This is a genomic window from Bartonella heixiaziensis, assembly GCF_046245125.2.
Classification (GTDB): Bacteria; Pseudomonadota; Alphaproteobacteria; order Rhizobiales; family Rhizobiaceae; genus Bartonella; species Bartonella heixiaziensis.
The window spans coordinates 1,543,187-1,557,988 of the sequence record NZ_CP176404.1 but is presented as its reverse complement, the minus strand read 5'-3'; the positions used below and the strand labels follow the sequence as shown (position 1 = coordinate 1,557,988).

Below are 14,802 nucleotides of genomic sequence, written 5' to 3'. Positions count from 1 at the left end.
CCGTATCAGAAACGTGCATAGTGCTCTCTTGTATATATTGTATATGTATAACCGTTAATGGCATTACACAGAGATGAAGATTGTCTTCATCTGCTCTGCGTGCTACCGTTTTCAAGCTCAGCCTTTGGTGATCTGCGAACCTAGAAACATGTTTAGGATTCTCTGAAATTTCCCATGAGAGTTGTTCTTCCAACGCTAAGTTTTCTCAAGTTTCTTGCATTTTTTTGTCCAAAATAAGGCGATCGACATAAACGATACCACACAAATATCGAATTTATCTCTTGATACGCTGCGATTAAAAACTCTCGTTCCGTTGTATTTGTACGTATCTTTTGCGTGCGCGGTGGTGCTTGCGGTTAAGGTGTTGCGTATATTGTGTCACTCATCTTGAGATGATGTACTGCTTAGCTCCTTATTCTCATTCGCGGTAGTGTTTGTGGAGGCATGCGAACTGGTTGTTGTGGAGAAGATGTTGTTAGAAGATGTTGCGGAGAGAGGTGCCTATGGCACGCTTAGTTCTGGTGTTATAGTAGATTTTTCAAGGTGTTTTGCGCTTTTTCAGGATTGTTCCGGTGCGTGAGGCTGTCTTTTGTTTTTTTTGGAGTTTCCCCTTGTGGAGAGAAATTCTGGGGGTGTTGTTCCCCCAGCTGATTGTTCATAGCGTTTTTAAATTCTTTCATCGAAAGAGATGCTGAAGGCGCTGGTTGGTTTTTTTATACAAATTTCCTTTCAATATTTTTTAGACTTATATTATGCAATTTTATCAGTTGGTTATATGAAACAACGAGAGGGGTCTTTGATACAATTTGTTTTATAACATTGCAAAACACCTCTTGACCTCAAAAGATCAAACTAAGAGATCAGATGAAAGACCAAAGCTAACCCACCTTTAGCTGGTAAAAGCCATTGCTTTTGCTACCCCAACTTTGCGTGGTGGAACAGCTAGCGGTCTTTGCCCTTCTTGCCTAGTGGTTTCCGCAGTCTCATTATGTGTGGCTATTGTTGCATGCTCATGCTGTTTAGGAGTCCTTGATATGGTTTGCTGTTTTTGCAAATCTTGCGTTAATTCAGAAGATTGTCTTTGATGACTTTGTTGTGCCTGATGGGTTTGCACAATTTCTTCTCTTACTTGTTTTACAGTTTCCGTATAATGATCAATGGCAGTACATAGAGAAGGAAGACTTGCTTCAGCGTATTTGCGTGCATTATTTTTTATGCCAAGCATTTGCTTTCCTGCAAGTGGAGCAAATATTGTAGAATTGTTTGCAACTCGCTGTGAGAGTTCTTGTCCTAGAACAGGATTTCTTTGAATCTCTTCAGTATTGGGTTGCAGAATATATGGGTCATTATAAACAATTTTACACCAATTGCGGATTTCTATTTGAGCGCGTTGAACAGAGTAATCTTTTTGAACTCTGTTGGCAATTTCCTTCTCCGAGAGAGGTGTTATTTTTTTTTCAGGTATAAGCGACTTTTGCTGATGTTCAGTACTCTGCACACTTTTATCCAGTTTGGTAGATTGGGTATGGCGTTTTTGTTGAGCTTGATGGCTTTCTAAAATGTTTTCTTTTGCATGTTTCACGGCTTCTGCATAACCTTCAATGGCATCACTTAGACGTATAAGAGCATTTTCAGCTTGGTTGCGTGCCTTACTTTTAAAGCCATGAAAATTGTGACCAGAAAGTTTACCAAACAAATGAGGGTGTGTTTTAACCTGCAACGCAAGATTCTCTCCTAGTGCAGGATCTTTTTGAACTTCTTCAAGTTTAGACTGCAAAACACTTGGATTTCTATAAGCAACTGTGGACAAATATATGATTTCTGCACTACAATATTGGACTAATGTATTACTTTTAACTCTGCGGACAAGTTCCTTATGCGGAAGGGGTGCCATTTCTTGTTCAGGTTTAGGGTTACGCGACTTTTGTAGATCTTCAGCCATTTGCGTTAGGTCCATTGACCTTCTAAGGGGTGTTTGTTCTGCCAGATAGCCATGAAAAATATTCTCTTTTGCCTGTTTTACAATATCGGCATAATTTTCAAGGGCGAGACACAGGCGTGAAACGTGCTCTTCAGCTTTTTTGCGTGTTCTACTTTTTACACCAAGAATTTTTCTTCCAGCAAGATTAGCAACAAGAGCAGGGTTTGCTTCAATTTGCCATGAAAGGCTTTCTCCAAGGATAGGGTTTTTTTCAATTGTCTCAAGTTTTTTCTGCAAAATATCTTGGTTCCCATAAATAGTTTGAGACAAATTTTTGATTTCGTCTTTACAGCCTTGAACTAATATATTGTTTCTAATTTTTTGGATAAGTTCACTTGTCGAGATAGCTGTGCTTATTCTTAATGGAGCAATCGTTGCGTATATGACTTTATCTTTCTGAGTGACTACATTGCTGTTCTCTTTATTGCTCGTAGAAGGCGGTGTTTTGATCTCAAGCTCTGCGTATGTGGTTTCTCTCTTTTGTGTTGCTGTGCTGTTGCTTAGCTTTTTGTCTTTTGCACGCGGTGGTCTTTGTGGGGCAACTCTTACGGTTTGCGCTTGGCTGTCTTGTGTTTCTGTGTTGTTGCTTAGCTTTTTGTCTTTTGCACGCGGTGGTCTTTGTGGGGCAACTCTTACGGTTTGCGCTTGGCTGTCTTGTGTTGCTGTGCTGTTGCTTAGCTCTTTGTCTCTTGCCTGCAGTGGTCTTTGTGGTGCAACCGTTGCGGGTTGCGCTTGGCTGTCTTGTGTTGCAGTATTGCTTTGCGTCTTATTGTTCAGATGAGAGGTTTGGGGTGAAGCAACTCCTGCTGGTATGATTTTTGAGTGGTTTGGGAGAGGTGGTTTTTGATTGTTTTTGGCAACTGTGGGGGCAGCAAGTGTTCCAATAGATTGTTCATGGCGCTTTTGAAATTCTTCCACCATACGAGCTACAAAAGAGGAGGGAGGATTTTTTTTCATGCAAGTTTCCTTTCAAGCTGTCTCAATATTCGTTTTTGAAAACCTCGTTTGTGCGCCCTTCATCATTATTTTTTTATTCAGAAGTGGATCTAAATTAGATCATTTCAAAATACTCTGCGTTATTTGTACGGATCATGATGGATATTTGTAACATTTACATTATGTAATTTTATCAATTACTTATGACGATGATGGAGGGATTCTGATGAAATTGTTCCTTAAATTGCACATTTTTTGGCACAAATCATTTTGTGGGGATTTGCGCCAAAAAACAAAATTAAAAACTAAAGTTTATGCATTCTTTAGCTGGCAAGAGCCATCGCTTTTGATAATGTAGTTTTACGTAGCTGAACGTTTTGCGCTTTTTCAGATATATGTGTAGAAGCTTCAGTGGTTTCAGGATGTTTGATTGCCGATAACTTTTGCGACAGTTCGGAAGACTGTGATAAGTCTTGCAACTGGTTAGCAGGCGATACACTTTGTTCTTGTGATACTGATTGGGTTTGTAAAAGGTTCTCTTTTACGCGTTGTACAGTATTTGCATAATTGTCAATGGTATCAAGCAGATGTGAAAGACCTGCTTCAGCTTTTTTGCGCACACTATTTTTTAAGCCACAGATATTGAGACCGGCATATTTATGAAAAGACTGAGGATGTTCTGCAAGTTGTGATGCGAGTTCATCTCCCGTAGCGGGTTCTGTGAGAATCTGCTCAGTTCTTTCTTGCAAAATATCCTTCTTGCCAAAAACAATTTTTGACCAATGTTGGATTTGTGCTTGATATCTTTGAACCGTGCGGTGTTCTTTAATCTTGCTAGTAATGTCCTCATTTAAGAGGGGCTCTCCCTTTTTTTCAGGTTGAGGTGACTTTTGCAAAATTTTAACTATTACCGCACCGCTCATTGATTGAGCATAGCGCTTTAGTTCTGCGTCTGGGTTTTGCAGCAAGCTCTCTCTTGCAAGTTTTACAGCTTCAGTATAACAATCAACCATTTTACGCAGGGATACAAGACCTGCTTCAGCTTTTTTACGTGCATTATTTTTTAAGCCACAGATATTGGAACCGGCATATTTATGAAAAGACTGAGGATGTGCAGCAAGTTGCGATGCGAGTTCATCTCCCATAGCCGGTTTTGTGAGAATCTGCTCAGTTCTTTCTTGCAAAACATCCTCTTTGCCAAAAACAATTTTTGACCACTGTTGGATTTGTGCTTGATATAATTTAACCAATTGATTGTGAGGAACTATACTAGCAATTTCTTCTCCTGAGAGAGCTCTTGTTTTCCTTGCGGTTTCACTCTCTTGAAGAGTTGCACTGCTTTGGCTTACGTTTCTCATGCGCGGCGGTTTAGGTGGAGCTTCTGCGTATACGGTTTCACTCTCTTGAAGAGTTGCGCTGCTTTGGCTTACGTTTCTCATGCGCGGCGGTTTAGGTGGAGCTTCTGCGTATACGGTTTCATTTTCTTGGAGAGTTGCGCTGCTTTGGCTTACGTTTCTCACGCGCGGCGGTTTAGGTGGAGCTTCTGCGTATACGGTTTCACTTTCTTGGAGAGTTGCGCTGCTTTGGCTTACGTCTCTCATGCTCAGTGGTTTAAGTGGCGTAACCGTTGTATAGAGACTTTCTTCTGGCTTTTGGGATTTCTGCCCTCTGCTCGGCTTATTAACTTTTGCGTAGATGGATTCTGATTGAGAAGCTCTTAGGTGAGCTTCTTCATAGCGTTTTATGAGGTCCTTTACCGAAGGAGAGGAATAAGGAAAGGGCTGATTTTTTTTCATGAATGTTTCCTTTCAAAATTGTTCTAGAAAACCTCTTTGGTGTACTCTCCATCATCTTTGATGTTCTGACAGCTTTTATACAAAGGAAGATATCAATTTAACGGACTCCAAAGACTCCCGCTATTTGGCGTCATAGTAATCGACATTTATGTCTTTTATACAGCTTTTTTATGAAATTTTATCAATAAGTTAAAGAAAGTTACAGAATCTATTTTGATGAAAATTTGCTATAATTTTGTACAAAAAATTAGCGCAATTCACATAAAATGATTTGCGCTAAAAGATTGGATGAAAGGTAAAAGCTTATGCACGTTTACATTGCAAAAGCCATTCCTCTTTCTTCCCTATGTCTGCGTTGTTGCACTTCACGCTCTTGAGAATGTTTGTGTGCTTCTCTTGCGTGATGATGATGTTCGTGTGTATGCCTTTCTGGATGCTCACCTCTCTCATGACTTTGATGTCTTGCTTGTTCACGCGTAAAATTCTTGTGTAACGCTTGTGCAGTTGCTACATGTTTTTCAAGAGCTGAACAAAGAGGGCTAAAACCTTCTTCAGCCTGTTTGCGATCTGGACTTTTTATGCCAAGCATTTGCCTACCTGCAAGTTTACCACCGCTTTCAGGATTTGCTGCAAGATCCCATAGGATCTTTTCTCCTTCTTGAGGATTATCAAGAATTGCAGCAAGTTGTTTATTCAAAGCATGTTCGTCACCATAAACAACTTTGGACCATTCTTGGACTTCTCTTACACCATATTGGAAATCTGTGTTTTGTAAAAGCTTCGTAGTAATTTCATCTTTTTGAGATCTTGGAGGGGTTGGTGTCCTTCCAGCGTTAAGTTCAGCGTAGATAGTTTCGGCTTGGTTATGAGATTGCTGCTCTCTTCCTCTTCCAGCGTTAATTTCAGCGTAGATAGTTTCGGCTTGGTTATGAGATTGCTGCTCTCTTCCTCTTCCAGTGTTAATTTCAGCATAGATAGTTTCGGCTTGGTTATGAGATTGCCACTCTCTTCCTCTTCCAGTGTTAATTTCAGCATAGATAGTTTCGGCTTGGTTATGAGATTGCCGCTCTCTCCCTTTTCCTATGTTAAGTTCGGCGTAGACAGTTTCGGCTTGGTTATGAGATTGCTGCTCTCTCCCTCTTTCAGTGTTAACATTGGCGTAAATGACTTCCTCTGGTTGTCTTGTTTGAGGATTTCTATTCTGTTTATTCACTGTTGCGTACAGGTCTTTCGGATCAGGATAGTCTTGTTTCATGCACGTTTCCTTTCAAGAATTGTTTTAGAGAACTTCTTTCATGCTCTGATAGCTTCTCTACCAAAGAGGATGTACATTTGAATGGTCTTCAAAAATCCTCCACCCTTATCGTAATCGATATTTATGTCTTTTATAGGGCTTTTTTTATGAAATTTTATCAATAAGCTATAAAATTACGCGGTCTATTTTGATGAAAATTTTCTGTAACATTTCATAACAAATCCTGGCGCAATCAAAATAAAATGACTTGCGCCAAGAGATCAGATGAAAGGAAAAAACTTATGTGTTTTTATGTCATGCACGCTTACAGTGCAAAAGTCATTCCTCTTTCTTCCCTATGTCTGTGTTGTTGAGCTTCGTGCTCTTGAGAGTGTTGGTGTGCTTCTCTTGCGTGTTGATGATGTTCGTGTGCATGCCTTTCTGGGGTTTCTCCTCTTTCATGACTTTGATGTCTTGCTTGTTCACGCGTAAAATTATTGTGTAAGGTTTGTGCGGTTACTATATGTTTTTCAAGAGCTGAACAAAGAGGGCTAAAACCGTCTTCAGCCTGTTTGCGATCTGGACTTTTTATGCCAAGCACTTGCCTACCTGCAAGTTTACCACCGCTTTCAGGATTTGCTGCAAGGTCCCACAAGACCTTTTCTCCTTCTTGAGGATTATCAAGAATTGCAGCAAGTTGTTTATTCAAAGCATGTTCGTCACCATAAACAACTTTGGACCATTCTTGGACTTCTCTTACACTATATTGGAACTCTGTGTTTTGTAAAAGCTTCGTAGTAATTTCATCTTTTTGAGTTCTTGGAGGAGGTGTCGCCCTTCCTGAGGCAATTCCTTCGTAGATGGGATTGTCCTGTTGTAGGGAGTCTTGTTCCCCCTGTGCGCCCATGCCAACTGTTGCATAAACATATTCTGGTTTTTGGGGACCATGTGCACCTCTGCCAACTGTGTCGTACAGGGAATTTTCTAGGCGTTGAGAGTCTGGCCTTCCATGAGGTTCGAACAGATCAGTTACTAAATAGGGGTCTACTAGTTTTTGGGGACGCGGTATCGCATAGGCAGTTTCTGGTGGGTTTTGGGGTGCATAGATGGTTTCTACTGGCTCTTGGGGTGTATGAACATGTTCTGGGTTTTGGAGAGAGTGCTCACCCTGTGCGCCCATGCCAACAGTTGCATAGACACCTTCTGGTTTTTGAGGGGAGCGACCTTGTGGGCTAAAGTCAACCTCTGCATAGACAGGTTCTGGTTTTTGAGGGGAGCGACCTTGTGGGCTAAAGTCAACCTCTGCATAGACATGTTCTGGTTTTTGAGGGGAGCGACCCTGTGGGCTAAAGTCAACCTCTGCATAGACAGGTTCTGGTTTTTGAGGGGAGCGACCTTGTGGGCTAAAGTCAACCTCTGCATAGACATGTTCTGGTTCTTGGAAAGGGGGCATACCACCCTGTATCGCATAGGCAGTTTCTGGTGGATTTTGGGGTGCATAGACAGTTTCTGGTGGATTTTGGGGTGCATAGACAGTTTCTCCTGTTTCTTGGTTTGGCTGTCTTTTGTGTGGTTTATCAACCTTTGCGTAGAGGTCTTCTAGGTTAGAAGCTTCAGGGTTTTGTTGTTCAAAGCGTTTTCTTAGTTCCTTTACAGAGGGAGAAGAGGCTTGATGATTTTGTGTCATGTATGTTCCTTTCAATATTTTGAGAAAACCTCTTTGGTGCATTCTTCCCCTTTATACTGCGCTCGCTTTATACAAAGGAAGATATCCATTGAATGACCTTCAAAGATTCGCACTATCCGCAAGGTAGAGTAATCGACATTTATGTCTTTTATGCAGTTTTTTTGTGAAATTATTATCAATAAGTGATATAAAATTACGCGGTCTATTTTTGAGGAAATTTTTCTGTAACATTTCATAACAACTTTTGGCGCAATAAAGATGAAATGATTTGCGCTAAGGTATGAGATGAAAGCTCAAAGTTCTATCTTTGTTTAGCCAAAAAGAGCTATTGATGAGGAACGACTAACTTTAAGGGTTTGCATCTGATATCGCGCCTCTTTGGTGAGATTTACGGTGCGTGCAATCTCTTTTGCTTTGCTTTCTGATACACCAAGCATACAAGAAAGTCTTGTAGAGTCGTTTTGCTGTATGGCTTTACGATCCTCTGGTGATAAGCGATTTTGTAATTGGCGCGAAAAAACATGGAGTTGTTTTTGCAATGTATAAGAATGAGACAAGACTTCTCTTTGTTGTTTTGGCGGTAAGGCAAAAAGGTTTTGCAAGTCTCTGTTTGGTTTTTCGACAGAATGGCACATGCGATTTTGTTCTTTTTGGTGTTGTTCTAGAACTTCATCCTTTACTTGATGTACTGTTGTCGCATAATTTTTAAGTGTTTCACAAAGCGATAAAATATGCTCTTCAGCGTGTTTGCGCTCCGAACTTTTCATGCAAAGCATTTTTACACCCGCAAGTTTAAAGATCGATTGAGGATTTTGGGCAATGTGATCGGCAAATACCTTACCAAAGCTTGGATCTGCATTTACCATATCCATTTTTGTGCTTAGAATTTGCGCGTTTCCATAAACAATCTTTGACAAGTGCTCAACTTTTTTGCGGCTTGCTTCAACAAGGGGATTGTTTGCAACTCTTACGAACAATTCTTCATGTGAAAGAGGTGCTAATATCTCTTTTGGAATGAGTGGTTCTTTCAAATTTTGAACATTTGATTTTATATAGCAGATGTGTGCACCGTTCTGTAGTGTCTTAACTTGCTCTGGTGAGAGATCATCTTTATTGCCGACGATGAAAGTATTATCGACTTCCATGACAAAACCTTCTGCTGCCATACCTTTATAGATGCCTTCATAGATTTCACCTTCTTTTGCTGCGACCACGATATGATTGTTGATCTCCCCAAATCCAGCATTTTTCATGTTGGAGATGAATTCTTTTAAAATAAGTGCTTTTTGGGGATGTGTCATATCCTCAAAGAGATGTTGCATTGGTTCTGGATTGCCATGTTGCATCGCTTGAATACTTGCCTGTGTCAGGCGTTCTTTTGTGATAAAAGAAAAGTCAATGGTATGGCCTGCTGCTTGTCCAAGTTTTTCCATAAACATTCGTTGTACACGCCCATTTCCTTTTCTGAAAGGATGTGCGTGGTCGAGAGCTATAAACACTTCAGCAGCACTTTTAGCAAACTCTTTGCGTGACAAGCCTCGTAAATTATTCTTTGCACTAAGCATTTGTTCTAATTGCTTAAGCTCTCTTTGAATTTGTGGACCGATAGCAAAAGGAACCTCAAAACCTTTTGGGCGCATCGCTGGCATGCGGGCTGTGCTACCGTCTGCAAATGTAAAGGAAGTATCGCGGGTTTGCCCAGCCCACTCAAAACTCTTATGGAAGAGATTCCAGTGAATTCTTTTTAGATAAGCGGCATCAAATTTTTTGGGTGGTGCTTCATAGCGAAAATTCACAGCTTCTCTAGCGGTCTCATGGGCACAGCGCTCATACAGTTTTTGGGGGTTTTTGATGCCGTATTTATTTTTCAATGTTTTGCTATTTTTATACAGATAATTTTGCTCTAACATAGGATATCTCCCTAGAAGATAGGTTGGCTGGTGAAAGTCGTATTAAACTCTTTGTGTGAAAAACCCCTCCTTTGTATATTCTTTTGAGATTTTCAGCATTTGGGGAGGGAGTATCATTCCCTCAAGGGAATGAATGTTGGTGGCTGTAATAACGTCTCAAGGCATTTTTGTAACTCTACTGCTGTGAAAGATGCAAAATGGCCCGTTTGGGTTGCGCTTTGAATCTGTTTTTGCAAAGCCTCTTTCCATTGTTTATCATTTTTACAAATGACAATATTTCTTTTCTCTCTTAGGCTTTTTGGCGTTTTCTCTTTTATATAGCTGTCTTCAATAGCATCTTGACAGGAGTTAAGAATGTGAACAGGGGAGACAGAAGCATCCTTGATTGTTTTGGGACGCTTTATAAAGATTCTTAGAGCGGGTGAGCACATACACAAAACGGCTTTCAAGGATTTTTCTCCAGCATGTTTTTTGGGGTGAATCATGCGAAAGCTCCTTTCGGATGGGTTTTTGTGAAACAGAAACCTCTATTTTTTAATTTTTACGCTGTTGTTAATGTTTCGATGTGCAATGCCCATAAAAGGGTATTTTTCAGTTTTTCTTTGCTTTTGGGGCAAAGCGGTTTTTTTCAGCAGCGGCTAACATTTCTTTTCTCTTAAAATAGATCGCTCGACCACATCGTAAAGGGCACTGTCCTTGCATAAGAATAATTTGTTCATCTTGATGCATTTCTTGAAATAATTTCATGAGGTAAAACAAGTGCTCTTTGTTGAGAATTGGTATTGTAAGAGCTCTTTCCCAAAGACACCCCCTCGATTTGCTTGTGCCAGATACTTCAACTGTCATCTAACCACAGCGTTCTAAAATATTTTTGGCTGTTTGGAGATCTTTAATGGCAGCATAACTGGCAAAGGAGCAGCTTTCAAACTATGACCGTGCTCCTGCTTCTCCAAAATAATTGACCAACTGACCGGAGGATTGATAAAAGAGCATCAAGGATGTGCTATGTTGGACTCTTCCCATTGTTTATTATTTTTACAAATGACAGCTTTTTCTAAGGTTTTTTGGCGTTTTCTCTTCTATATAGCTGTCTTCAATAGCATCTTGACAGGAGTTAAGAATGTGAACAGGGGAGACAGGAGCGTCCTTGATTGTTTTGGGACGCTTTATAAAGAGTGTTAAAGTGGGTGAGCATATGCACAAAAGGCTTTCGATGATTTTTCTCCAGCATGTTTTTTGGGGTGAAACATGCGAAAGCTCCTTTCGGATGGGTTTTTGTGAAACAGAAACCTCTGCTTTTTACTTTTTACGCTGTTGTTAATGTTTCGATGTGCAATGCCCATAAAAGGGTATTTTTCAATTTTTCTTTGCTTTTGGGGCAAAGCGGTTTTTTTCAGCAGCGGCTAACATTTCTTTTCTCCTAAAATAGATCGATCGACCACATCGTAAAGGGCGCTGTCCTTGCATGAGAATAATTTGTTCATCTTGACGCATTTCTTGAATAATTTCATGGGGTAAAATTAGTGCTCTTTGTTGAGAATTGGTATTGTAAGAGCCCTTTCCCAAAGACAACCCCCTTGATTTGCTTGTGCCAGATACTTCAACTGTCATTTGACCACAGCGCTCTGAAATATCTTTGGCTGTTTGGAGATCTTTAATGGCGGCATAACTGACAAAGGAGCAGCTTTCAAACCATGACCGTGCTCCTGCTTCTCCAAAGTGATTGACCAACTGACCAGAGGATTGATAAAAGAGCATCAAGGATGTGCCATATTTACGACCGCGGTCTCGTGCTTCTTCTAAAATATTCATATAACCAAGAAGATCAACTTCGTCCAAAACAAACAAAACACGTTTTTTGTAATTTCCGTCAGCTATGACCATTGCATTTAAAAAGGCACCAATAATTACCCGTCCAATTGCTGGATAACTGTTCAAAATGCTTGCGGGAAGATTGAGAAAAACATCCGTATTGCCATTCGCGAGATCGGATGATGCAAAATCATCCCCACAAACAAGATCAGCGTAATTGGATAAAGAAAGCCACTGAGTGTCTTTTGATGCAGTTGTATAGACTCCTGAAAAAGTTTGGTCTGCCATTTCCGTGAAAATGCCGACCATTTCACGGATAAAAGGAGAAGGTGTTGTTTCTTGAATCATCCGCAATTGATTCACAACAGCTGTTTCTGACTGAGAAAGGATGGTGCGCAATGTTTTTAAATTACGTTCATGATCTTTATATTCATCGGAAAATACGACATGCGCAAGAAGAGCAGTTAAAAGATTATGCGCTTGTGTTGAAAAATATTCTGCCGAAGAATTATCTGATTTTTTATCCGTGATAAGTAATTTGGAAAAACTCACAATATTGGCTTCGCGTTGTGTACGTGGTACGCTATCGTCTAAAAGCCAATCGATGACATTAAAATTTTTTGTTAAGATGGAATTGGGATCAAGAACAATCACATTTCTATTTCCCATCTTTTTTCGCGCAAATCTGACCATTGGCGCAATTTCGGTTGAAGGATCAAGGCAAACAATAGATCCTGGATATGTTAAACATGTTGGAACGACTGTACTTGTAGTTTTATATCCACCAGAACCGGCAAAAAAGATCATGTGTGTTGAACCAAAATCAAGATTAAAACTGAGTAAAGGCGCTTTCCCACCTTTTCCCCATGTTGTTTTATCACCAGGTGCAAAGGGAATGTCACACACGCTATCTTGATCAACACGGTATCTTTCACCAATAACAATTTGACCGTTGGCGGGAAAGATTTTAGCCGCATCTTTTAAAGACATCCATGAAGCATTACCAAAAACACCTTTTTTTGCACGTTTGACCTTGTTTGCGCGCGGAAAGGTTGTCAGGAACTGAACTGCTAAAAGAGAAGTGCCTATAATGGTACCAAAGACAACCATCGGATCCATAAACTTTAGAACATAGCCCCAAGTTATCCCTTGTTGGCCAACATAAGCACTTAAGCGTTTTATTTCACCGCCAATATGATAGAGAGCAGTGATCGAAAAAAAGACAGCTGAAACAAACGTAATTGCTTTGCGTAGGTGCAGTTTTTGTAAAAGGCTATAACACAGTGATACAATAGCAACCATTACCAACACCAAGAGGGGTTCTGAACGAACATACCAATAGACTTGATTGGTCTTGAATTCATTTATCACAAACAACAACAAATAAGGAACGAGCAATATCGTTAAAGCACCTAAAACGATTGGCGCTAAAATAAGAGCTAGCTGCGTTTTTGTGTATTTCATTTTTGTTTTACTTTCGATTCTTGCAGTCGGTTTTATCGGGATATATTGTAAAACGGTATTTTAAAAACCAGTGATATGGCGCTTAACTTCACATTTTTTAGCTAGCTATGGCGAGCGCTTTTGATCGACTGACTGTACGGGCTTGCGATTGTTGGTGTAATTCTCTGGCTTGCTTAGCGATTTCTGTAATTTCCTGCGCTTTATGTTCTGAGACACCAAGACTTTTCGCAAGTGTTTCATGATCACTGTTTTTGAGTGCTTTTCGCTCGCTTGGTGAAAGACGGTTATTGACTTTTTGTACAAAACTACCGAGCTCTTTTTGAAGCAAAGGGGAAGCTGCTAAAGTTTCTTGCTGTAATTCTTTTGGCTTGGAGAAGAGATCTTGCAAGCTTTTACTTGGCATTGCTACCGCTTGTCCACGGCGTGTTTGTTCTGCTTGATGCTCTTGCAGGATTTCTTGTTTAGCATGTTTTACAACATGCGCAAAATTTGCAACGGCGCATCCGAGAAGCGCAACATGCTCTTCAGCATTGGTACGTGCTTGGTTTTTTAAGCAAATGAGGTCAAATCCTGCTAGCTTAGAAACAGAACGCGGAGCCTCTGTAATCTTTTTGGCAAGTTGGTCTCCACAGTTTGGATCTTTAATCATCTGCACTATCTGTTTGTTTAATTTTTCTGAGCTGCCATAAACAATTTTTGACAAAAGCTGGATTTGTTCACGGCATGTGTGGATACGAGCATCTTCTGCAATCATTTTAACCATCTCATTTTTCGTTAAAGAGGCTAATTGTTCTTTTGGGATAAGATTTTTTTCAAGATCTTGTGTCCTTGGGGCTGTAAAGGTAAGTCTATCACCGGGCTTTAATGTTTTCAGTTGTTCTGGGGAGAGATCATCTTTATTGCCGATGATGTAAGCACCTTTAACGTTGAGTGCAAAGCCTTCAAGACCAGCACCTCTATAGATGCCTGTGTAAGTCTCACCTTCCTTTACAACCATAACAGGACGGTCATTAATATTGTGCCCGCTCTCTTTCATGTTGTTCATGAATTCCTTTAAAAGAAGTATTTTACTTGGATTGGAGATATCCTCAAACATATGGTACATAGGCTCTAGATTTTTATCTTGTATTGTCGCGACACTGGCAACCAACATGCGTTCTTTTGTGACAAGAGAGAAATCAAGCTGATGTCCTGCTGCTTTGGCGAGATTTTCGAAAAAGATTCGTTGTGTACGTCCATTGCCTTCTCTAAAAGGATGTGTATAGTTGAGAGAGGCAAATATTTCTGATGCTTCATGTGCAAATTCTTTGCACGATAAACCTTTTAAATTATTTTTTTCACTAAGCGTTTGATCTAATTTATTGAGACCTTTTTGTAATTCGCTACCGATTGCAAAATGCGTGATTTTTTTCATTACTGGAGCGACGGCAGTGGTGCCATCTGAAAACGTAAAGGGATCATTGCGCGTATGTCCTGCCCATTCAAATGTACTTTCAAATAAATTGCAATGAAGATGTTTTAGATAGGAGCTATCAAATTTTTCTGGCAGAGGTTCTTCACGCAAATTGATCATTGCTTTTGCTGAATCATGCGCACATCTTGCAGTAAAGGCATCAAGATTTCTTATTCCATATTTATTTTTTAGTGTTTTGCTCTTAGGATACAGATAATGCTCAGGGGAAGGCGCTGTGGATACCATACCTGTTTTTTTTAATTTGGGTTTTGGCATAATGACCTCCTTATAATATAGCGTTGTCCATAAGAGTGTTAAATTCCTCTAGTGAAATATTCCCTTTTGCATATCTTTCTAAGATTTTAAGTGTTGTAGGATGAAGTGTTAACCCCTCAATTGCATGAGTGCTGATGACCGCATCAACTGCTTCTCGGCGCTTTTTTAATTCTTCCGGTGTTGCTGATGAAAGATTTTCTGTCACCTTTGTTGCCATTTATTTTTCCTTTCCAAGATTTCAAAATTTGCCTTA

At 40.1% G+C, this 14,802-nt stretch carries 9 protein-coding genes and 1 pseudogene; all 10 read right to left on the bottom strand.

Annotation, left to right across the window (positions count from 1 at the left end):
- Positions 1 to 889: 889 nt before the first annotated feature.
- The 10 genes and pseudogenes from ACKC4Y_RS06750 to ACKC4Y_RS06705 all read right to left on the bottom strand — a co-directional run bounded on the left by ACKC4Y_RS06750 (position 890) and on the right by ACKC4Y_RS06705 (position 14,766).
- Positions 890 to 2,938 carry a BID domain-containing T4SS effector gene (locus ACKC4Y_RS06750; protein ID WP_409361013.1) on the bottom strand — a complete coding sequence of 683 codons (2,049 nt, stop codon included), beginning with the start codon at positions 2,936 to 2,938 and terminating at the stop codon, positions 890 to 892.
- A gap of 302 nt (positions 2,939 to 3,240) precedes the next feature.
- Complete coding sequence (locus ACKC4Y_RS06745) at positions 3,241 to 4,713, bottom strand: BID domain-containing T4SS effector (protein ID WP_409361012.1); 1,473 nt, start codon at positions 4,711 to 4,713, stop codon at positions 3,241 to 3,243.
- A gap of 313 nt (positions 4,714 to 5,026) precedes the next feature.
- Positions 5,027 to 5,968, bottom strand: a complete 942-nt coding sequence (locus ACKC4Y_RS06740) for a BID domain-containing T4SS effector (RefSeq protein WP_409361011.1) — start codon at positions 5,966 to 5,968, stop codon at positions 5,027 to 5,029.
- A gap of 304 nt (positions 5,969 to 6,272) precedes the next feature.
- Positions 6,273 to 7,634, bottom strand: a complete 1,362-nt coding sequence (locus tag ACKC4Y_RS06735) for a BID domain-containing T4SS effector (RefSeq protein ID WP_409361010.1) — start codon at positions 7,632 to 7,634, stop codon at positions 6,273 to 6,275.
- Between the two features lie 311 nt (positions 7,635 to 7,945).
- Positions 7,946 to 9,544, bottom strand: a complete 1,599-nt coding sequence (locus tag ACKC4Y_RS06730; RefSeq protein WP_409361009.1) for a BID domain-containing T4SS effector — start codon at positions 9,542 to 9,544, stop codon at positions 7,946 to 7,948.
- A 113-nt stretch (positions 9,545 to 9,657) separates the two neighbouring features.
- Positions 9,658 to 10,029 (bottom strand): hypothetical protein, encoded by a 372-nt coding sequence (locus ACKC4Y_RS06725; protein WP_409361008.1) that lies wholly within the window; start codon positions 10,027 to 10,029, stop codon positions 9,658 to 9,660.
- A 106-nt stretch (positions 10,030 to 10,135) separates the two neighbouring features.
- A pseudogene (locus ACKC4Y_RS06720) lies at positions 10,136 to 10,555 on the bottom strand (type IV secretory system conjugative DNA transfer family protein); the annotation flags it as partial.
- A 345-nt stretch (positions 10,556 to 10,900) separates the two neighbouring features.
- On the bottom strand, positions 10,901 to 12,820 hold the full coding sequence (gene traG, locus ACKC4Y_RS06715) for a Ti-type conjugative transfer system protein TraG (protein ID WP_409361007.1): 1,920 nt from the start codon (positions 12,818 to 12,820) through the stop codon (positions 10,901 to 10,903).
- Between the two features lie 97 nt (positions 12,821 to 12,917).
- Complete coding sequence (locus ACKC4Y_RS06710) at positions 12,918 to 14,549, bottom strand: BID domain-containing T4SS effector (RefSeq protein ID WP_409361006.1); 1,632 nt, start codon at positions 14,547 to 14,549, stop codon at positions 12,918 to 12,920.
- A gap of 10 nt (positions 14,550 to 14,559) precedes the next feature.
- Positions 14,560 to 14,766: an antitoxin VbhA family protein gene (locus ACKC4Y_RS06705; RefSeq protein ID WP_409361005.1), complete on the bottom strand. Its 207-nt coding sequence runs from the start codon at positions 14,764 to 14,766 to the stop codon at positions 14,560 to 14,562.
- Positions 14,767 to 14,802: the final 36 nt, after the last annotated feature.

Excerpts from the sequence above, each read along its gene's own strand:
- ACKC4Y_RS06735 (WP_409361010.1), bottom strand. The coding sequence starts at position 7,634 with ATGACACAAAATCATCAAGCCTCTTCTCCCTCTGTAAAGGAACTAAGA.
- ACKC4Y_RS06750 (WP_409361013.1), bottom strand. The coding sequence starts at position 2,938 with ATGAAAAAAAATCCTCCCTCCTCTTTTGTAGCTCGTATGGTGGAAGAA.
- traG (WP_409361007.1), bottom strand. The coding sequence starts at position 12,820 with ATGAAATACACAAAAACGCAGCTAGCTCTTATTTTAGCGCCAATCGTT.
- ACKC4Y_RS06740 (WP_409361011.1), bottom strand. The coding sequence starts at position 5,968 with ATGAAACAAGACTATCCTGATCCGAAAGACCTGTACGCAACAGTGAAT.
- ACKC4Y_RS06710 (WP_409361006.1), bottom strand. The coding sequence starts at position 14,549 with ATGCCAAAACCCAAATTAAAAAAAACAGGTATGGTATCCACAGCGCCT.
- ACKC4Y_RS06730 (WP_409361009.1), bottom strand. The coding sequence starts at position 9,544 with ATGTTAGAGCAAAATTATCTGTATAAAAATAGCAAAACATTGAAAAAT.
- ACKC4Y_RS06725 (WP_409361008.1), bottom strand. The coding sequence starts at position 10,029 with ATGATTCACCCCAAAAAACATGCTGGAGAAAAATCCTTGAAAGCCGTT.
- ACKC4Y_RS06745 (WP_409361012.1), bottom strand. The coding sequence starts at position 4,713 with ATGAAAAAAAATCAGCCCTTTCCTTATTCCTCTCCTTCGGTAAAGGAC.
- ACKC4Y_RS06705 (WP_409361005.1), bottom strand. The coding sequence starts at position 14,766 with ATGGCAACAAAGGTGACAGAAAATCTTTCATCAGCAACACCGGAAGAA.